Source organism: Actinopolymorpha sp. NPDC004070 (genome assembly GCF_040610475.1).
Lineage (GTDB): Bacteria > Actinomycetota > Actinomycetes > Propionibacteriales > Actinopolymorphaceae > Actinopolymorpha.
In genome coordinates this window covers 281,207-300,756 of the sequence record NZ_JBEXMJ010000006.1, presented here as the reverse complement: position 1 = coordinate 300,756, position 19,550 = coordinate 281,207, and the positions used below count along the sequence as shown (strand labels likewise).

Sequence of the window (19,550 nt, the reverse complement as noted above, 5' to 3'; positions counted from 1 at the left end):
ATGACATCTGAGTTCGACACCTCCGAGTTCGAGACCTCCCGTACCGACCTGCCGTACGTCCTCGGCGCCCCGATCGTCGACCACAAGGCACCCGACGGCCCGATCGAGGAGCGGTGGGGCCGCCGCCGGTTCGAGGCGAAGCTGGTCAACCCCGCCAACCGCCGCAAGCACACGGTGATCGTCGTCGGCACCGGCCTGGCCGGTGGTTCGGCCGGCGCGACCCTGGCCGAGCAGGGCTACCGCGTGGTGCAGTTCTGCTACCAGGACTCCCCGCGCCGGGCGCACTCGATCGCAGCGCAGGGCGGGATCAACGCCGCGAAGAACTACCGCAACGACGGCGACTCGGTGCACCGGCTCTTCTACGACACCGTGAAGGGCGGCGACTTCCGCTCCCGTGAGTCGAACGTGCACCGGCTGGCCGAGGTGTCGGTGGAGATCATCGACCAGTGCGTCGCCCAGGGCGTGCCGTTCGCCCGTGAGTACGGTGGCCTGCTGGACACCCGGTCCTTCGGCGGCGTGCAGGTCTCGCGCACGTTCTACGCCCGCGGCCAGACGGGCCAGCAGTTGCTCCTCGGGGCGTACCAGGCGCTGTGCCGCCAGATCGACGCCGGCAACATCGAGATGCACGCCCGCACCGAGATGCTGGACCTGATCGTCGTCGACGGTCGCGCCCGCGGCATCGTGGCCCGCGACCTGGTGACCGGCCAGATCTCGATCCACCTCGCCGACGCGGTGGTGCTCGCCTCCGGTGGGTACGGCAACGTCTTCTACCTGTCCACCAACGCCAAGAACTCCAACGCAACCGCGATCTGGCGGGCACACCGGCGCGGTGCGTACTTCGGCAATCCCTGCTTCACCCAGATCCACCCCACCTGCATCCCGCGCTCGGGCGACCACCAGTCCAAGCTCACGTTGATGAGCGAGTCGCTGCGCAACGACGGCCGGATCTGGGTGCCGAAGGCCAAGGGCGACGACCGGCCGCCGGAGCAGATCCCCGAGGACGAGCGCGACTACTACCTCGAACGCATCTACCCCTCCTTCGGCAACCTCGTGCCGCGCGACATCGCCTCCCGGGCGGCGAAGAACGTCTGCGACGAGGGCAGGGGCGTCGGACCCGGAGGCCAGGGCGTCTACCTCGACTTCGCCGACGCGATCGCGCGGATGGGCCGGGAGAAGGTCGAGGAGCGCTACGGCAACCTGTTCGAGATGTACGAGCGGATCACCGCCGAGGATCCTTACACCCGGCCGATGCGCATCTATCCCGCGGTCCACTACACGATGGGCGGGCTGTGGGTCGACTACGACCTGTCCACCACCGTGCCGGGGCTGTTCGCGATCGGGGAGGCGAACTTCTCCGACCACGGCGCCAACCGGCTCGGCGCCAGTGCGCTGATGCAGGGGCTCGCGGACGGCTACTTCGTCCTGCCCGCGACGATCAACGACTACCTCGCCACCGCTCCCAACGAGAAGGTCGCACCGGACCACCCGGAGGTCTCCGCGGTCGTCGCCGGTGTCAACGACCGCTTGCGCAGGCTGCTGGCCGTCGACGGCGACCGTACGCCGGACTCCTTCCACCGCGAGCTCGGTGAGCTGATGTGGGACGAGTGTGGAATGGCGCGCAACGAGGCCGGCCTGCGCAAGGCGTTGGAGCGGATTCCCCAGCTGCGGGAGGAGTTCTGGCGCCGGGTGAAGGTGCCGGGCACGGGGTACGAGCTCAACCAGTCGCTGGAGAAGGCGAACCGGGTCGCGGACTTCCTGGAGCTCGCCGAGCTGATGTGCCTGGACGCCCTGCACCGTTCGGAGTCCTGCGGCGGCCACTTCCGCGAGGAGAGCCAGAGCCCGGAGGGCGAGGCGCAGCGTGACGACGAGAACTTCACCTACGTCGCGGCCTGGGAGTGGTCCGGAGCAGGCGCCGAACCCGTGCTGCACAAGGAAGACCTGAGCTTCGAGTACGTCCACCCCACCCAGCGGAGCTACGCATGAACCTCACCCTGCGCATCTGGCGGCAGCGTTCCGTCGACGACAAGGGCGCCATGGTCACCTACCGGGTCGAGGACGTCAGCCCGGAGATGTCCTTCCTGGAGATGCTGGACATCCTCAACGAGGACCTCATCCTGCGCGGTGAGGAGCCGGTGGCCTTCGACCACGACTGCCGTGAGGGCATCTGTGGCGCGTGCGGCATGGTCATCAACGGCCAGGCGCACGGCCCCGAACGCACCACCACGTGCCAGCTGCACATGCGGCACTTCTCCGACGGCGACACGATCGACGTGGAGCCGTGGCGGGCCTCGGCCTTCCCGGTGGTGAAGGACCTCGTGGTCGACCGCTCGGCGTTCGACCGGGTGATCCAGGCGGGCGGCTACATCACCGCCCCGACGGGCAGCGCGCCGGACGCGCACGCCACCGCGGTTCCCAAGGAGGCGGCCGACTACGCCTTCGAGCACGCGGAGTGCATCGGCTGCGGCGCCTGCGTGGCGGCCTGCCCGAACGGCTCGGCGATGCTGTTCACCAGCGCGAAGATCAACCACCTCAACGCACTGCCGCAGGGCGCCCCCGAACGCGAGGGCCGGGTCATGGACATGGTGTCGGCCATGGACGAGGAGGGCTTCGGCGGCTGCACCAACGTCGGCGCCTGCACCTCGGCGTGCCCCAAGGGAATCCCGATGCAGAGCATCGCCGACATGAACCGCGAGTTCCTGCGGGCCTCGACCAGGCGCCGCCGCTGAGGCTCCCGCTTCCTTCCTACGTCAAGGCGCCCCTGACAGCTGTCAGGGGCGCCTTGACGTGCGGGGGAGTACGGTCAGGACCCCGGTCGCGAACCGGCCCCTCGTGCGCCGTCCGGCCCGGTTCCGGGCGCGTCTTCGGGCATGGCGTCGAGGTGGCGTTCGAGCGCGTCGAGATGGTGGTCCCACAGTCTGCGGTAGGGCGCCAGCCAGGCGTCCACCTCGGCGAGGGGTTCGGGGCGGATCTCGTACCACCGCCGCTGGGCGTCCTGGCGGACCCGGACGAAACCGTTGTCCCGCAGCACCCGCAGATGCTTGGACGTACCGGGTTGGCTGAGCCGCAGCTGCTCCACCAGCTCGCCCACCGAGCGGGGGCGTTCCAGCAGCAGGTCCAGGATGCGCCGGCGAGTGGGCTCGGCCAGCACCTCGAAGCTTGTCGCCATACGGCTACATAACCACGCGGGCATGTAGGCCGCAACTCCCCCGGGTGGCCAGGTGCTGCCGTCGGTCAGTACGCCGACGGCCGGATCGCGAACACCGAACGCTGCACAGCTCCGCCCGGCTCGTAGGTCGCGAGGTCACCCTGGTTGGGGGCACCACGTAGGGCAGGTCGTGCGCCTGGTAGGTCCCGTCCGGCTGGAGTCCGTCAGCCGCACACCCTTGTCGATGCCGTCGTCGTCCGCGTCGTACCAACTGGCCAGGATCACCTCCGAGCCCGCGTAGGTGGCGCGGACGTTGGCGTCCGCCGTCGTCGTGACGGCCTGCGGATACCACGCCTGGGTGCTGGAGTCCTGCTCGTCCCAGCAGAACGCGGCGACGAGCGCGGCCGACTGCGGCACGCACCGGTGTGCGCTGCGGTCGGTGTCCCGGATCACCGTGGACACCGAGACGTTCGCGAGGTCGGAGTCCAGGGTGGCGACCAGCGGGGAGTACGCCGACTTCGTCGGCGTGATCAACGTGATGTCCGGTGATCAGCACGACGGGTGTGCCAGTGTGCCGGGCGTGACGTTGCGTTGTCACCTGCTTTCCCACTGTTGACAGTGTCCGGCCACCGTGGCGTCCCGCGCGGCAACGATGTGCCAACATGGGCCGACCGGCCCGCGTGGAGCTCGAGGAGTTGCCCGGGGGAGTCGAGTTCTGGAGGAGGAGACGGTGCCCGATCCGCGCGTGCGGCGAGTCCGCCGGTCCGACGTCGACGCTGTGGTGAAGCTGGTGCACGAGCTCGCGGCGTACGAACACGCCGCAGCCGAGTGCACGCTCACCTCCGAGGACCTCCAGGCGGCTCTGTTCGGCGGTGGCGCCGGCACGCACGCGCCGTCAGGTGAGGCGCGACCGGCGTTGTTCGCGCACGTCGCGGAGGTGGCGGGTGAGATCGTCGGCTGCGCCCTGTGGTTCCTGAACTTCTCCACCTGGCGGGGCACGCACGGAATCTACCTCGAGGACCTCTTCGTCCGGCCGCAGCACCGGCAGGCCGGTCTGGGCAAGGCGTTGTTGACAGCGCTGGCGGAGGAGTGCGTGCAGCGTGGCTACGCCCGGCTGGAGTGGTCGGTCCTGGACTGGAACGAGCCGTCGATCGGCTTCTACCGTTCGCTCGGCGCGGTGCCCATGGAGGAGTGGACCGTGTTCCGGCTCACCGACGACGCACTGGCGAGGCTGGGCCGCGGCTGACGCCTCCGGTCGTGGCGGCGGCGGTAGGCGCCGGGCGGCTCTCCGCACGCCGCGGTGAAACAGGAGTAGAACCTGCTCTGCGAGCCGAACCCCGCGGCGTGGGCGATCTCGGCCATGCCCGCGCCGGTGGTGAGCAACAGGCGTTGTGCCTCGGCCACCCGGCACTGGGTGAGGTAGGCGCCGAGCGTGGTGCCCACGACGTTCCGGAACACCCCCATCGCGTGGTGAGGGTGCACGTGGACGGCGGCGGCGATGTCGGCGACGGTGATCGGGTCGCGGAAGCGCTCGGCGATGAACCTCGCCATCGTCGCGGCCCGTTCCACCGCCGTCTCGTCTCCCTGCGGCGCCTCACTCCCGTGCGCCTCACTCCCGTGCGCCTCACCCCCGTGTGTCCCGCTCGGGTGGGCCGCGTCGGCGTGAGCGGCCGGCTCGACCGGGGTGGCGGCGCGGGCCAGCCGGCGGATCCAGGCCTGGATCTCCAGCAGGGCGATGTCGCGCAGGTCCGGGTCGCCGGTGGACAGGTCGGCCGACCACCGCCCGAAGCCGCTCGCATCCAGCGTCCCGGTGCTGGTCGTCGCGACCAGCGGCTGCCCCTGGAGCAACCGGCCGGCCAGCCCGTCGGTCAGTCCCCAGCGCAGAAAGCGGTCCAGTGGGATGGTGATCCAGTGCACGCGGGAGTGTGCCGGCGCACGGACCAGCTGGTGGGGGACCGCGGCCCAGAACGCCGCTGCCGTACCCGGTGCGATCTCCACCGGTACGCCCCCGAAGAGGTACGTCAGCGCGCCGCCCTCGGCGAGGTTGACCTCGATGTCGTCGTGGCGGTGCGCACACTCCATCACCGACGAGAGCCCGCTCCAGCAGGCCAGCCCGATGTGCTCGTCCACCGGCAGGTCGATGCGGCCCGGACCGCGCGCGGCGCCCCCTCGCGTAGCCGCATGCGCGTGCGAACGCGGCCGCGGGGAGGCGCCGGCGGGAGTGCGTACGGGAGAGATCACCGCGCCACCGTAACCCCACGGGGTGGGATCGCGGTGGCGCGGAAGCCCTCGGCTACTTGACCGCCCCGGCGAGCATCCCGGCGATGAAGTGCCGCTGCAGGAACAGGTAGACGATCACGACCGGCGCGGCGACGATCGTCGCCCCCGCGGCCAGCAGGGAGAACTGCGAGGTGTGCTGGCCCTGGAAGAACGCCAGACCGAGCGGCGCCGTGCGGAGGTTCTCGCTGGTGATCATCACCAGTGGCATCAGGAACTCGTTCCACGTCCACATGAACACCAGCATCGCCATCGTCAGCAGGGCGGGCCGGCTGATCGGGGCCAGGATCCGCCACAGCACCGACCACCGGGTGGCGCCGTCCAGCTTGGCCGCCTCGATCAGGCTGGTCGGGATGCCGCGGAAGAACGACCGCATCCAGAACGTGCAGAACGCCAGCGACTGGGCGACCTGGGGGAAGATCAGCGCCCAGTAGGTGTCGGTGAGCCCGACGCCGCGCAGGTCGTAGTACAGCGGGATGATCAGCGCCTCGCTCGGCACCATCAGGCCCAGCAGGAGGATGTAGAACAACACCGACTGGCCCCGGAACCGCATGGTGGCGAAGGCGTACCCCGCCAGCACGGCGAGGAGTGAGGAGATCACCACCACGCTCACCGTGACCAGGACGCTGGACCGCATGTAGGTCCCGAAGTGACCCTCGTTCCACGCGGTCAGGAAGTTCTCGAAGTGCGGCGAGGTGGGGAACGTCAGCGACGCCGACGACTCCGACGGGTCGGTCAGCGCCGAGGTGAGCACGCCGAGCAGCGGAAACAACGCGATGATCGCGAAGACCCCGAGAATGAGGTAGTTCAGTGTGGCTTCCCGCTTGGAGATCACGCGCGCTCCCCGGGGTCGATCCGCTGGATCAGGGTGGTGACGATCAGGATGACGACCGTCAGCAGGATGCCGACGGCACACGCCGAACCGACCTGGTTGAGGTCGAAGGCGCGGTGGTAGACCTCGAAGCCGGGCACCGTCGTCGACGTGCCGGGCCCGCCGCGGGTGGCGACGAAGATGAGGTCGAAGCTCTTCAGGCCGGCGACCACGGTGAGCGTCATCGCCACCGCGATCTGCGGGCGCAGGCCGGGCAGGGTGACCGCGAAGAACTCCCGGACCGCGCCCGCGCCGTCGAGGCGGGCGGCCTCGTACAGTTCCGGCTCGATCTGGGACACCCCGGCGAGGAACAGCACCAGGCACAGGCCGATCTCGACCCAGGTGCCGATCAGGCCCACCGCGGGCAGCGCCCAGGCGAAGTCACCCAGCCAGGGACGGGTGACGGCCTCCAGGCCGACCAGTGACAGCGCCTTGTTGAGCACGCCGTCCGGTGCGTAGATCGCGGTCCAGGTGGTGGCCACCACGACCGAGGCGACCACCTGGGGAAGGAAGATGACGACCCGGAAGAACGACAGCCGCTTCAGCTTCGTCGCATGCGTCATCACCCCGGTCAGCAGCAGTGCCAGCAGGATCGGGATGACGGCGTAGAAGACGATCAGCACCGCGGAGTGCGTGAACGCCTTGCGCAGCATGGGATCCGACAGCGCGTCGGTGTAGTTGCCGATACCCACCCAGGTGGCCGGCGTCAGGCCGTCCCAGTCGTACAACGAGATCCACACACCGTGCAGCAGCGGGTAGAGCAGGAAGAACCCGAACACCACGTACGCCGGAATGAGGTAAAGGTAGGCGGCCCGCTCCGAGCGGTCCCTGGACTTCTTCTTCTTGGCGGTGGGCGCGTCGTTGCGCGCGCCCACCGCCGTCGTCGTCGTCATCTGTGCGGACACCAGTGAGTTCGGTCCTAACGGTGGATTACCTGGCGGACTACTTCGACTTGGACTTGAACCCGTCGTAGTCCTGGTCGAGGTTTCCGGTGAACTGCTTCACGTTCTGCTTACCGCCCAGCAACTGCTGCAGGTTGGAGGTCAGCGTGTCGTAGAACGTCGGCGTGGTGTAGTCGAGGTAGGGAACCAGGCCGTCGTTCTCGCTGATCTTCTTCCACTCCGAGAAGATGTCGGCGGTGAGCGTGCCGGCCTTGGGCTTGTAGGTCGGCGGTGCGACGGCCGGCAGGTTGCCGGTCTCGGCGAGCACGTCGTCGGCCTTGGCGTCGGAGATGAAGTTGAGGTACGCCGCGGCCACGTCGGGGTGCTTGCTCTTGGAGGTGACCGCCCAGGCGAGGCCCTCACCGCCCTGGGTCACGTTGGGCGCACCGGCCTTGGCCGGGGGAGGGCTCATGAAGCCGACGTCGGACCCCATGGCCTTCTCCAGTTCGGCCAGGCGCCAGGTGCCGTCGATGCGGAAGACACCCTGGCCCTTGGCGAAGTTCGCCGAGGCGGCGTCACCGCTCAGGCCGTTGAAGCCGGGGGACAGGTAGCCCTTCTTCGCCCAGCTCTGCACGGTCTCGGCGGCCTTGGTGGTGCCGGCGTCGGACCACTCACCGCCCTTGGAGGTCACCAGGTTGCGCACTGCCTGCTTGCCGGCGGTGTTGGCCTGCACGACACCGAACAGGTGGATCGCCGGCGACTTGTCGGAGGTGCCGAACTGGATCGGCAGCAGGCCCTTGGCCTTCGCCTTCGGCAGCGCGGCCTCGAAGTCGGCCCAGGTCTTCGGCGCGGCGATGCCGGCCTGCTTCATCAGCTTCTTGTTGTAGTAGATGCCGACGATCTCACCGGTCTGGGAGACACCGTAGAGGCTGCCGGTCTGCCAGTCCTTGCCGTTGGTGGAGAACTTGTTCAGGTCCAGCAGCTGCTTGGGGAACTTCTGGTCCCACTTGTAGACCTTGTTGTACTGGTCGAGCGGGGTGAGCAAGCCGGCCTTGACGAAGGCTCCCATGTCCGGGTAGCCCTGGTTCGCCTGCACGACGTCGGGCGGGTTGTCACCGGACAGCGCGAGCTTCAACGTCGTCTTGGTGTCGTTCAGCGTGCGCGACACCCGGTTGATCTTGACGTTGGGGTACTTCTTCTGGAACTCCTGGTTGAGCTTGACCATCGCGTCGTTGGCGCCGCCGGAGGTGTTGATGTCCCACACCGTCAAGCTGACCTTGCCCGCCTTGGCGGGGTCGGTGGCGATCTTGGAGCTGGGCTTGACCGACGGTCCGCCGGAGTCGCTGGTGCTGCCGCCGGGGGTGCAGGCGGCGGCGAGGAGGATCGGCACCGCCGCCAGACCGACGCCCACACGGGCGAGGATCCTGTTACGAGAACTGCTCATCAACACACCTTCTTGCTGGATTTGTTATGAGGTCGAGCGGCGTCGGGCCAGCTCGGGTCCCAGGAAGCCGAAGGCAGCGCCTTGTGTCGGCCGGTCGGTCGCGTCGAACCAGGCGCCGAGGTCGTCCCACGTCGGCGCGCTCACCGCGCCGCCCAGGCCGCGTACGGACTGACTGGCGCAGAGATTTGCAAAGAGTAACCGCTGTCGCAGGGGCCATCCGGCCAGGGTGGCGTAGGCGAAGCCGGCGAAGAACGTGTCGCCGGCACCGGTGGGGTCCACCGCCTCGCTGGTGACGGCGGGTGCGCTCACGAACTCACCGGACGCACCGTCGACGGCGAGTGCGCCCCGGTGACCGTCGGTCACCACCGCGAGAGGCACCCGCTCGGCGAGCCGGCGGAGGGCGCCGGTGGGGGTGTCGGTGCGGGTGTAGGCCATGGCTTCGGTGGTGTTGCAGACGAACGCGTCGAACTGCGTGAGGTTATCAAGCACTTCTGCGGACCACTGCCCGCTCGGATCCCAGCCGACGCCGCCGAACAGCAGCGTCCCCTCCGCGCGCAGATGCCGCGCCCAGTCGGGCAGGCCGGCCTCCAGGCCCACCTGGGCGACCCGGGCACGGGGAAGCCGCTCGGGCCTGAGCGCGGCCTCGCCGGGCCAGGTGGGTTCGCCGTGGCTGAGGAAGCGGCGGTCTCCGTCGAGGGCGACGGAGACCGAGAGCGTCGTCTGTACGTCGGGAGAGCGGGACGTCCAGCGCAGGTCGAGGTTGGCGACCTGGTGCAGGACCTGCCACAGATGGTCACCGAACATGTCGGTGCCGACCTCACCGGCCAGGCCGGTCCGCAGCCCGAGGCGGGCGGCGGCCACGGCGCGGTTGGCCACGCCACCGGGGGAGACGGCGCGCTCCTTGGCCCAGACCTCCGCGCCGGCGTCGGGCATGGCGTCCATTCCCGCGAGCACCAGGTCGAAGAACAGCGTGCCCACACAGAAGAGGTCGACCTCGGGACGATCCGTCGCCGCGGCCTCGGGCCGGCCCTGGGCGTCGCCATGGGACTGGCCCGGGGACTGGCCCGGGGACTGGCCCGGGAAAGTCTCGCCGTACGTCACCGATACGCCTCCAGTCGCTCACTTCTGTGCAGCGAGTGTGCTTCAGCTGAGCGAGTTTGACAAGTAGTGGATGACCCTGAGCGGTTTTGCCGGTACGATCGCCGCGTGCTGCAGCGCGAAAGAGACCGCCGGATCATCCGGGCCCTGCGTGTCCGGGGCACGGCGTCTGCTGGTGAGCTCGCCCGTCAGCTGGGTGTCAGCCCGGCCACGATCCGTCGCGACCTGCAGCGGCTGGACCGCAGTGGCGCGCTCACCAGGGTCTACGGCGGAGCTGTCCTGGACGGCGGCAGGGTGCTCGACGACGGCACCGTGGAGGCGCCGTTCGAGGTGAGCGAGGACGAGGAGGGCCGGACCAAGGACGCCCTGGCGGCCCGGGCGGTCGCCGAACTCGTCAGTGACGGTGACGTTCTGCTGCTGGACATCGGCACCACGACGCTGCGGGTGGCGCGCCACCTGCGCGAGCGGGACGTGACCGTCATCACCAGCAGCATCGCGGTCTTCGACGAGCTGCGCGACGACCCCAAGGTCGAGCTGGTGCTCCTCGGCGGGGTGGTCCGCCGTCACTACCGCTCCCTGGTCGGCTCGCTCACCGAGTCCGCGATCGCCCAGGTGAACGCGGACCGGTTGTTCCTGTCCTGCACCGGCATCCGCCGGGACGGCCAGGTGCTGGACAACATGCAGGTGGAGGCGTCCGGCAAGCAGGCGATGATCGCCGCGGCGGAGTCGGTCGTCCTGGTGGCGGCCCCCTCGAAGTTCCCCGGCAAGGGGTCCTTGCGCATCTGCGGTCTGGCAGACATCGACGTCCTCGTCACCACCGAGGACGCGGATCAGGAAACAGTGGAGATCTGCCGGCAGGCAGGTGGAGAGGTGCTCACATCGTGAAACTCGCAATTCTTGGCGGTGGGGGATTCCGCGTTCCGCTCGTCTACAAGGCACTCCTGAACGACACCGGGTCGCCCCGGGTCACCGAGGTGGCGTTGTACGACCAGTCGGCCCAGCGGCTGGAGGTGATGAAGTCCGTGCTGGCCCAGCTCGCGGCCGGGCACGCGGACGCGCCGCGGGTACACGTGACGGAGGTGCTCGACGACGCGGTGGAGGGTGCCGACTTCATCTTCTCCGCCATCCGCGTCGGCGGCCTGGAGGGCCGCACCCGCGACGAGCGGGTGGCGCTCGACCTCGGCGTACTCGGGCAGGAGACGACCGGTCCGGGCGGCATCGCCTACGGCCTGCGGACCATCCCGGTGATGCTGCACATCGCCGAGCGGGTGCGCGCCCTTGCCCCCAAGGCGTTCTTCATCAACTTCACCAACCCGGCCGGCATGATCACCGAGGCCCTGCAGCGAGTGCTCGGGGACCGGGTCATCGGCATCTGTGACACCCCGGGTGGCCTCGGCCGGCGGATCGCGCGCTCCATCGGGCTGGACTCCTCTCGCATCCAGGTCGACTACGTGGGCCTGAACCACCTGGGCTGGATCCGGCGGCTGGTCAGCGACGGCGAGGACCACCTGCCCCGCTTCCTGGCCGACGAGCACGCGATCGCGGGCCTGGAGGAGGGCGAGATCTTCGGCCCGTCGTGGATCCAGGCGATGGGCGTGGTCCCGAACGAGTACCTGTACTACTACTACTTCAACCGGGACGCGGTGCGCTCGATCGTCGCCCAGCCGTCCACCCGCGGTGAGTTCCTGGTCGCCCAGCAGGGTGAGTTCTACGCCGCCGCGGGCAACGACCCCGACCACGCGCTGGAGCTGTGGAAGCGCACCATCGCCCACCGCAAGGCGCTCTACATGGCCGAGGCGAAGGGCAAGCGGGCCGAGGACGAGGAGCCGGAGCCGCTGGACTTCGAGGAGGAGGCGGGCTACGAGGGTGTCGCGCTGGCGGTGATGGCCGCCATCGCCCGCAACGAGAAGTCGACCATCATCCTCAACGTCCGCAACGGCGCGACCCTGCCGGGCCTGCCCGCCGACGCGACCGTGGAGGTGCCCTCCCTGGTCGACGCCAACGGCGCCCACCCGCTGGCCACCGCCTCGCCCGATCTGCACCAGCTCGGCCTGATGCAGCAGGTGAAGGCCGTGGACCGGCTGGTGATCGAGGCCGCGACGACCGGTTCGGCCGACGCCGCGCTGAAGGCGTTCGCGCTGCACCCGCTGGTGGACTCGGTGACCGTCGCACGTGACCTGCTGCGTGGGTACGTCGACGCGCTGCCGGGAGTCGCCGAGGTGCTTCACCGCTGAGAATCACGAGCCGCTGTCAACCCCTGCCTGACACCGCCGTACGAGGTGGTGTCAGGCAGGAGTTGCGTGGGAGGCGGCCACGGCCGAGCGCCACGGCGTCAGTGTGTGTCAAGCAGAACCTGACGCCGCGCCTCGTCGCGTGAATCCTCCGCCCGCTGGGCGGCCAGCCGCAGGTGGTCGTCGCCCTGTGCGCGCCACCAGGCCTGCCCCTGCTCGGGCAGCACGTCGATCGGGTCGTAGTACTCGTACGTGCGGTCCAGCGCGTCGTCCCCGGCCCGCTCGATTCCGGTGCGGTAGTTCTTCTTCCAGTAGCTGATGCCGCGTACCTCGTCGTAGTCGGCGACCTGGTGCACCCACCGCTTGCCGACGTACGGCACGTCACACACGATCCGCGGGGTCGCGAAGCCCGGCAGGTAGCCGAGGATCGCGTGCTGGAGCCGCTGTGCCTCCCGCACCGACACCCGCCAGTGCTCGCTGAACGGGATCATGTCGCACATGTAGAAGTAGTACGGCATGATCGTCGCTCCGTCGAGCAGCGCGAAGCACAGGTCGAGCAGCCGGTCGGGTGCGTCGTTCACCCCGCGCATCAGCACGCCCTGGTTGCGCACGTCGCGCACCCCGGCGGCCAGCATCTCCCTGGCCGCGCGGGCGACCAGCGGCGTCACCGACTGCGCGGCGTTGACGTGGGTGTGGATCGCGAGCATCGCCCCACGCGAGCGGGCGGTGGTGGCCAGGCGCTCCATCCCGGCACGCACCTCGTCCTGCAGCCAGTGCTGCGGCAGCCCCATCAGCGCCTTGCTGGCCAGCCGGATGTCGCGAATGTTCTCGATCTCCAGCAGGGCCGCGACGAACGCCTCCAGCCTGGGCCAGGGGAGGTTGGCCACGTCGCCGCCGGACACCACCACGTCGCGGACGCCGGGGTGGGTGCGCAGGTAGTCCAGCATCGCGTCAAGCCGGCCTTGCGGGCGCAGCGAGAACCGCAGTTTGTCCACCTGCGGCGTGGAGTTGCCCACCAGGTCCATCCGGGTGCAGTGGCCGCAGTACTGCGGGCAGGTGGGCAACAGTTCGGCCAGCACCTTCGTCGGGTAGCGGTGGGTCAGCCCCTCGGCCACCCACATCTCCTGCTCGTGCAGGGAGTCCCGGGACGCGCGCGGGTGTGATGGCCAGTCGGTGCGGCGGTCGGAGAAGACCGGGAGCATGTAGCGGCGGACGGGATCGGCGTAGAACGCCTCGGTGCCGGGCACCTCGTCGGGCACCATGGTGTTCAACATCTGCGGGGGCAGCAGCATCGACATCGTGGCGCGCTCGGCCTGGTCGCGTTCCAGGTCGGCGTAGAACTCCTCGGCCACCAGGTCGCCGAGGACCGATCTGAGCTGTTTGACGTTCTTCACGCAGTGTGCCCGCTGCCACTGCGCGGACTCCCACTCGGCCGGGCTGACGTCGCGCCAGCCGGGCAGCCGGGTCCAGTCCGGCTCGCGGAGCGGGCGAGCGCGGTAGTCGTACGGCTGCTCCTGGGCTTGCTGCGACACCGATAACACCTCCGACCAAGCGGTCAATTCGTGGATGTCGTACTGTCGGACCGGCATCGTACAGAAGAATCTGCAGCAGGCACGACTCTAGTCCGCAGGATCTGAAGATGGGAGCCTGATCGGTGACCGACCAGAGGTTCACCCGGCCCGTCCCGGTCGCTGCGTCCGCCACCCGGCCGGCCGGCTCGCCGATCGGCCTGCACCGGGTGGTCGAGCCCGCGGGCGCGCTGCCCCAGGCCGCCGCCCGGCTGGACACCAGGCGCGAGCTGTGGCCGGACGAGGTGCGGGTCCGGGTGGAGCGGCTCAACCTCGACGCCGCGTCGTACCGTCAACTGCGGGTTGCCCACGACGGCGACGGCGCCGCCGTCCGCCGCGCGGTCGTGGAGATCGTCACGACTCGCGGCAAGATGCACAACCCGGTCACCGGCTCCGGCGGCATGCTGGTCGGCACCGTGGAGGAGGCCGGGCCCGACTCACCGCTCGGGCTGGCGCCGGGGGACCGGATCGCCACCCTGGTCTCGCTCACGCTGACGCCGCTGGTGATCGAGGACGACCTGGCCGGCTGGGACGGTCTCGGCGAACAGGTGCCCTGCTCGGGGTACGCGATCCTGTTCGGCCGGTCGATCGCCGCGAAGCTTCCCGACGACCTGCCCGCGCCGCTGTCCCTCGCCGTCCTGGACGTGTGCGGCGCCCCGGCCCTGACCGCCCGCGTGGTGGCTGGGCACGCGGACCGGGCCGCCGCCCGCGACGGCGACGGCCACGACGGCCACGCCCCGTCGGGCCCGACGGTGTGCGTCGTCGGCGCCGCCGGCAAGTCCGGGTCGCTGTCCCTGGCCGCGGCCCGGCGGGCCGGGGCGGGGCGCACCATCGGCGTCGTACCGGTGGAGAGCGAGGCGCGGGCGCTGGAACGCGCCGGGCTCGCCGACGTGGTGACGATCGCCGACGCCCGTGACCCGGTGGCGCTCGCGGAGGCGGTGGAGCGGGCCGGCGGACCGGCCGACGTGACCGTCGTCTGCGTCGACGTACCCGGCTGTGAAGGCGGCGCGGTCCTCGCCACCGCGGCCGGCGGCACCGTGATCTTCTTCTCCATGGCCACGTCCTTCAGCGCGGCCGCCCTCGGCGCGGAGGGGCTGGCCGCCGACGTGACGATGCTGGTCGGCAACGGCTACGTGCCCGGGCACGCTGCGTACGCGCTCGACCTGCTCCGCGCCGAGGGCGGCGTCCGGGCGCTGTTCGAGGCCAGGATGGACGCATGACCTTCCTGCCTCGCGACCCCCGTCCGCGCCGCGTCCTCCTCCGTGGCGGCCCGATCCTGACCTCCGAGCTCGGGTCCGGCCCGGCCACCGCCATGGGGATCGAGGGCGGCACGATCCGGTTCGTCGGCAGTGCGGCGGAGGCGGAGACCTGGGCGGCCGGCGCGGACGAGATCGTCGAGCTCGCCGGCCGGCTGGTCACCCCGGCGTTCGTTGACGCGCACGTGCATCTGTCCCAGACCGGGCTGCGCCTGTCCGGCCTGGACCTCGCCGCCGCCACGTCGCGTACGGACGTGCTGGACGCGGTGGCCCGGCACGCTCGCGCCCGCGCCGACGCAGTGCTGCTCGGCTTCGGCTGGGACGAGACCACCTGGGCCGACCCGCGGTTGCCCACGGCTGCCGAGCTCGACCGGGCGGCACCCGGCCGGCCCGTCTACCTCGCCCGGGTCGACGTGCACTCCGGCCTGGTGTCCGGCGCGTTGTACGACCGCGCACCCGCGATGGCGGCCGAGCCCGGCTGGGACGGCACCGGACGGGTCGAACGCGAGGCGCACCACGTCGCCCGGGACGCCGCGGCCGCGCTGGTCACCGACGCGCAGCGCACGGCCGCGATCGAGGCCGCCCTGGCAGCGGCGGCCGCCGCCGGGCTGGGCGGCCTGCACGAGATGTCCGCACCCCACGTCAACGCCGCCGACGACCTGGCCGTGTGCGCCCGGATCGCGGCCGTGCGGCCGTCGGTGCGGGTGGTGACGTACTGGGGTGAGCTCGCCCGCACCGGCGGCGTCGACCGGGCCCTGGAGCTGGGCTGCCGGGGCGCGGCCGGTGACCTGTGCGCCGACGGCGCGTTCGGCTCGCGGACCGCGGCGCTCACCTCGCCGTACGCCGACCTGCCCGGGCACACCGGCCACGGCTACCTCGACGCCGACGAGGTGGCCGCGCACGTGGTCGCCTGCACCGAGGCCGGCCTGCAGGCGGGCTTCCACTGCATCGGCGACGCGGCCGTCACCGCGGTGGTCGAGGGCCTGCGGCTGGCCGAGAAGCGGATCGGCGCCGACCGGCTGAGCTCCGTGCGGCACCGGCTCGAGCACGTGGAACTGGTCACCGCCGAGCAGGCCCACGACCTGGCCCGCTGGGGCGTGGTGGTCAGCGGCCAGCCGGCGTTCGACGCGGCCTGGGGCGGCACCGACGGCATGTACGCCACCCGGCTGGGCACCGACAGGGCGCTCGCTGCCAACCCGTGGGCGACGCTGCGGCGGGCCGGGGTGGCCCTGGCGTTCGGCTCCGACGCGCCGGTGACGCCGTTCGACCCGTGGGGCGGGGTCCGGGCGGCGGCGTGGCACCACAACGAGACCGAGCGGATCGGCGTGGCAGACGCGTTCGCCGCGCACACCCGCGGCGGCCACCACGCGGCCGGTGACGAGAACGGCGTCCTGGCGCCGGGAGCCGAGGCGACGTACGCCGTCTGGGACGGTGCGACGGACGCCAGCGGCCGCGTCACCGGCGATGCCGGTCTGCCGGACCTGCGTCCGGGAACGCCGCTGCCCACCTGCGTTCGTACGGTCGTGGCCGGTGAGGCCGTGTTCGACCGGGAGCAGCCGCACTGGGAACGGCAAGACAGGGAGCAGGCATGAGTACGACCGCGTTCCGTCGTCACCTCGACCTCGATCCGGTGACGGTGCGGAAGGCGCGCACGCTGGCCCGTCGCGCCGGCCGGCCGATCGTGAAGCTGGCCCGGGCACACACCACCGTCTCGGTCGAACGGGCCGTGCTCCGGCTGGCCGGGCTGCGCGGCGCCGACCCCGACGGCACGCCGTGGGTCAACCGGCTGTGCGACGCCGTACAGGCCGACGTGGGTCTCGAGCACGGCGTCGCCGGACCGGTCTGGGCGGCACTGGCCCGCGGCGAGGCCGAGGACCTGACGGCGCTCGCGCAGAAGGCCGCGGCGGGATCGGTCCGCTTTTACGTGCCCGAGGGCGCCGAGGCGCGGCGGGCCGAGCGTACGTCCCGGCGCGCGGTGGGTGCCGGGCTGCGGGCGATCGACGCCCGGCGGCGCGAACGTGACCGGCTGATCCGCCGGTGGGGCGACCCGCCGCACCGGCCATGGATCTACCTCATCGTGGCCACCGGCGACATCCACGAGGACATCCCGCAGGCACAGGCGGCGGCCCGTGAGGGCGCCGACGTGATCGCAGTCATCCGGTCGACCGGCCAGTCGCTGCTGGACTTCGTACCCGAGGGCGCGACCAGGGAGGGGTACGCCGGCACGTACGCCACCCAGGAGAACTTCCGGCTGATGCGCGCCGCCCTGGACGACGTGAGCCGCGAACTGCGCCGCTACGTCCGGCTGACCAACTACGCGTCCGGGCTGTGCATGCCCGAGATCGCCACCCTGGCCGGGCTGGAACGCCTGGACATGATGCTGAACGACTCGATGTACGGCATCCTCTTCCGCGACATCAACCCGGTGCGGACGTTCGTCGACCAGCGGTTCTCCCGGCAGGTGCACGCCCGGGCCGGGATCGTCATCAACACCGGTGAGGACAACTACCTCACCACCGCCGACGCCGTCGACGCCGCCCACACGGTCACGGTCTCCCAGCTGCTGAACGAGTTCTTCGGCAAGGAGGCCGGCCTCGCCGACTGGCAGCTCGGCCTCGGGCACGCGTTCGAGATCGACCCGGACCGGCCGGAGTCGTTCCGGCTGGAGCTGGCACATGCCCTGCTGGCCCGGGAGCTGTTCCCGAAGGCGCCGCTGAAGTGGATGCCGCCGACCCGGCACATGGACGGCGACATCTTCCGCGGCTACCTGCTGGACGGCTTCTTCAACCTCGCGGGCATGCTCACCGGCCAGCAGATCCTGCTGGTGGGGATGATGACCGAGGCCGTGGTGACGCCCTGGCTGTCCGACCGCGACCTCGCGCTGCGCAACGTCCGCTACGTCATGAACGCCGCCGGCAACCTGCACGAGGACTTCCGGCCGGCGCCTGACGGCTTCATCGCCCAGCGGGCCCGTCAGGTGCTCGGCGAGGCGGTCGACCTACTGGAGCGCATCGGGGACGACGGCCTGCTGGACGCGATCGCCGACGGCACGTTCGGGCTGATGCGCCGGCCCGCCGACGGCGGCAAGGGCCTGTCCGGTGTGGCGCGGAAGTCGCCCGCCTACCTCAACCCGGCCACCGACCTGCTCGAGGAGGCCCAGTCGTGAGCAGCCCAGTCACGAGCAGCCCAGTCACGAGCAAACAAGTAAGCGGTTCGGCGAGCGGGCCGGTGGTCCGGCCGTACGGCGACACCACCGGCGACGGGATGGTCCAGCTGTCGTTCACCCTGCCGATCCCGCACGACCGGCGAGCCGAGGGTGCCGCCCTCCAACTCGCCGGGCGGATGGGGATGGACCCGGCGATGGTGGTGCACGCCAAGGCGATGGGCCCGGACTTCACGTTCTTCGTCGTCTACGGCCGGGTGAGCCACCTCGTCGACCTCGACCATGTCGAGGTGATCGAACGGGAGTACCCCGTGCTCGGCCCGAAGGAGGTCAACCTCGCCATCCGCCGCGGCCTGCGCCGCCGGCTGGTCGTGGTCGGGGCGTGCGTGGGCACCGACGCGCACACCGTGGGCATCGACGCCATCCTGAACGTCAAGGGGTTCGCGGGGGAGAAGGGCCTGGAGTACTACCGGGAGATCAAGGTGGTCAACCTCGGCGCCCAGGTGGCGGTGCCCGACCTGGTGGCCCGTGCCCTCGCCGAGCGCGCCGACGCGATCCTGGTGTCGCAGGTGGTGACCCAGCGGGACGCCCACATCCACGGGACGCAGGAGATGTCGGCGGCGTTCCGGGAGGCCTACGACGAGGCGGACCGGCCGCTGCTCGTGGTGGGCGGGCCGAGGTTCGCCGAGTCGATGGCCGCCGAACTCGGTGTCGACCGGGTGTTCGGCCGGGGCACCACCCCCGGTGAGGTGGCCAGCTACCTCGTGCACGCTCTCGTGCCCGACCGCTCCGTGCCCCACCGCTCCGTCCCCGACCGCTCTGCACCCACTCGAGCCGCGTACCCGACGGACGCCACGACGGAGAGGACCGCATGACCGACCAGCCGACCACCGAGGCGGACCCACGCCTCGGGCTCACCGTCACCCACCGCCGGTACGTGTCGTACGCCGAGGCCCACTACGCAGGGCACCTCGTCGCGGGCGGGTACGTGCTCGGCCTGTTCGGCGACGTCGCCACCGAGGTCTGCATCCGTACCGACGGCGACGAGGGGCTGCTGGCGTCCTACGCCGAGGTGCGGTTCCTGGCTCCGGTCCGTGCGGGCGACGTGCTGGAGGTGAGCGCCACGGTCGTCCGGGTCGGCAATCGCAGCCGGGACCTCGACCTCGCCGCACAGGTGGTGGCCCGGGGCGAACCCGAGCGCGGCGAGTCCGCGGCTCGCGTGGTCGAGCCGGCGACCGTCGCGGTGACCGCCCGAGCGACCGTGGTCGTCCCGCCGAACGGCCGACCGGGTTCTGCGGTTGGGTTCAACGGTTGATCACCGGGTGCGCCGGCCTCTGGCCGCTCTCGACAGGAGACCCCCTCCCCGCCCCGACACGCCCAGATGCCGACACGCCGTACGTCAGGAAAAATCTCGGCCTCGGGCAGGTGGCCGGCAGACGCTGCTGACCTGCGCGTTTTGTGCGTCTTCGCAGGTCAGCGGGCGGTTGACACGTACCTGCCCGGATCGTCATCGTCGTCTCCTGTCCACCGCAGGCCAGGCTCGGTTCGGTTCGCTCTCCGGCGCGATGCGTGAGGAGTCCGGCGCCAGTTCTCTTGTCACGCGTCGACCCGGAGTT

General features: G+C 70.8%; 18 protein-coding genes. 10 read left to right on the top strand and 8 right to left on the bottom strand.

Features of this window, described 5'->3' with window-relative positions; all coding sequences use genetic code 11:
* Together ABZV93_RS13875 and ABZV93_RS13870 are read left to right on the top strand one after the other, a co-directional pair.
* Entirely contained in the window at window positions 1-1,983 is a 1,983-nt protein-coding gene (locus ABZV93_RS13875; RefSeq protein WP_354934688.1) for a fumarate reductase/succinate dehydrogenase flavoprotein subunit, read from the top strand.
* Window positions 1,980-2,726 (top strand): succinate dehydrogenase/fumarate reductase iron-sulfur subunit, encoded by a 747-nt coding sequence (locus tag ABZV93_RS13870; RefSeq protein WP_354934685.1) that lies wholly within the window; start codon window positions 1,980-1,982, stop codon window positions 2,724-2,726. Before ABZV93_RS13875 ends, ABZV93_RS13870 begins: the two co-directional genes overlap by 4 nt.
* A gap of 74 nt (window positions 2,727-2,800) precedes the next feature.
* On the opposite strand, the gene ABZV93_RS13865 is transcribed toward ABZV93_RS13870, so the two are convergent.
* Window positions 2,801-3,166, bottom strand: a complete 366-nt coding sequence (locus tag ABZV93_RS13865; protein ID WP_354934682.1) for a metalloregulator ArsR/SmtB family transcription factor — start codon at window positions 3,164-3,166, stop codon at window positions 2,801-2,803.
* A 135-nt stretch (window positions 3,167-3,301) separates the two neighbouring features.
* Window positions 3,302-3,679, bottom strand: a complete 378-nt coding sequence (locus ABZV93_RS13860; RefSeq protein WP_354934679.1) for a hypothetical protein — start codon at window positions 3,677-3,679, stop codon at window positions 3,302-3,304.
* A 118-nt stretch (window positions 3,680-3,797) separates the two neighbouring features.
* On the opposite strand from ABZV93_RS13860, the gene ABZV93_RS13855 reads away from it, so the two are divergent.
* Entirely contained in the window at window positions 3,798-4,391 is a 594-nt protein-coding gene (locus ABZV93_RS13855) for a GNAT family N-acetyltransferase (protein ID WP_354934851.1), read from the top strand.
* On the opposite strand, the gene ABZV93_RS13850 is transcribed toward ABZV93_RS13855, so the two are convergent.
* The 5 genes from ABZV93_RS13850 to ABZV93_RS13830 are packed head-to-tail and all read right to left on the bottom strand — an operon-like array spanning window position 4,304 to window position 9,719.
* Window positions 4,304-5,386, bottom strand: coding sequence for a helix-turn-helix domain-containing protein (locus ABZV93_RS13850; protein ID WP_354934676.1), 1,083 nt, complete (start codon window positions 5,384-5,386; stop codon window positions 4,304-4,306). The genes ABZV93_RS13855 and ABZV93_RS13850 overlap by 88 nt on opposite strands.
* A gap of 52 nt (window positions 5,387-5,438) precedes the next feature.
* Entirely contained in the window at window positions 5,439-6,257 is an 819-nt protein-coding gene (locus ABZV93_RS13845) for a carbohydrate ABC transporter permease (RefSeq protein ID WP_354934673.1), read from the bottom strand.
* Window positions 6,254-7,186 (bottom strand): sugar ABC transporter permease, encoded by a 933-nt coding sequence (locus tag ABZV93_RS13840; protein WP_092658060.1) that lies wholly within the window; start codon window positions 7,184-7,186, stop codon window positions 6,254-6,256. Before ABZV93_RS13840 ends, ABZV93_RS13845 begins: the two co-directional genes overlap by 4 nt.
* A 49-nt stretch (window positions 7,187-7,235) precedes the next feature.
* A complete protein-coding gene (locus ABZV93_RS13835) occupies window positions 7,236-8,618 on the bottom strand; it encodes an extracellular solute-binding protein (RefSeq protein ID WP_354934670.1) in 1,383 nt (460 codons plus the stop codon).
* 24 nt (window positions 8,619-8,642) lie between these two features.
* Window positions 8,643-9,719 carry a PfkB family carbohydrate kinase gene (locus ABZV93_RS13830; RefSeq protein WP_354934667.1) on the bottom strand — a complete coding sequence of 359 codons (1,077 nt, stop codon included), beginning with the start codon at window positions 9,717-9,719 and terminating at the stop codon, window positions 8,643-8,645.
* 105 nt (window positions 9,720-9,824) lie between these two features.
* Here ABZV93_RS13830 and ABZV93_RS13825 point away from each other — a divergent pair, with 105 nt between their 5' ends.
* Both ABZV93_RS13825 and ABZV93_RS13820 read left to right on the top strand, forming a co-directional pair.
* Window positions 9,825-10,601 (top strand): DeoR/GlpR family DNA-binding transcription regulator, encoded by a 777-nt coding sequence (locus ABZV93_RS13825; RefSeq protein WP_354934664.1) that lies wholly within the window; start codon window positions 9,825-9,827, stop codon window positions 10,599-10,601.
* Complete coding sequence (locus ABZV93_RS13820; protein WP_354934662.1) at window positions 10,598-11,950, top strand: 6-phospho-beta-glucosidase; 1,353 nt, start codon at window positions 10,598-10,600, stop codon at window positions 11,948-11,950. Before ABZV93_RS13825 ends, ABZV93_RS13820 begins: the two co-directional genes overlap by 4 nt.
* Before the next feature lie 98 nt (window positions 11,951-12,048).
* On the opposite strand, the gene ABZV93_RS13815 is transcribed toward ABZV93_RS13820, so the two are convergent.
* Window positions 12,049-13,479 carry a lysine 2,3-aminomutase gene (locus tag ABZV93_RS13815; RefSeq protein ID WP_354934660.1) on the bottom strand — a complete coding sequence of 477 codons (1,431 nt, stop codon included), beginning with the start codon at window positions 13,477-13,479 and terminating at the stop codon, window positions 12,049-12,051.
* A 122-nt stretch (window positions 13,480-13,601) separates the two neighbouring features.
* Between ABZV93_RS13815 and ABZV93_RS13810 the strand changes: the two genes are divergently transcribed.
* Genes ABZV93_RS13810 through ABZV93_RS13790 form a run of 5 tightly spaced genes read left to right on the top strand, consistent with a single transcriptional unit; the run spans window position 13,602 to window position 19,249 of the window.
* The gene (locus tag ABZV93_RS13810; protein WP_354934658.1) at window positions 13,602-14,735 is read left to right on the top strand and encodes an L-erythro-3,5-diaminohexanoate dehydrogenase; all 1,134 of its coding nucleotides are present in this window, start codon (window positions 13,602-13,604) and stop codon (window positions 14,733-14,735) included.
* Window positions 14,732-16,363 (top strand): amidohydrolase family protein, encoded by a 1,632-nt coding sequence (locus ABZV93_RS13805; RefSeq protein ID WP_354934655.1) that lies wholly within the window; start codon window positions 14,732-14,734, stop codon window positions 16,361-16,363. Before ABZV93_RS13810 ends, ABZV93_RS13805 begins: the two co-directional genes overlap by 4 nt.
* A complete protein-coding gene (locus ABZV93_RS13800) occupies window positions 16,360-17,937 on the top strand; it encodes a lysine 5,6-aminomutase subunit alpha (protein ID WP_354934652.1) in 1,578 nt (525 codons plus the stop codon). The genes ABZV93_RS13805 and ABZV93_RS13800 overlap by 4 nt, the downstream gene beginning before the upstream one ends.
* A complete protein-coding gene (locus tag ABZV93_RS13795; protein ID WP_354934649.1) occupies window positions 17,934-18,809 on the top strand; it encodes an OAM dimerization domain-containing protein in 876 nt (291 codons plus the stop codon). Before ABZV93_RS13800 ends, ABZV93_RS13795 begins: the two co-directional genes overlap by 4 nt.
* A complete protein-coding gene (locus tag ABZV93_RS13790) occupies window positions 18,806-19,249 on the top strand; it encodes a hotdog domain-containing protein (RefSeq protein WP_354934646.1) in 444 nt (147 codons plus the stop codon). Before ABZV93_RS13795 ends, ABZV93_RS13790 begins: the two co-directional genes overlap by 4 nt.
* Window positions 19,250-19,550 lie beyond the last annotated feature (301 nt).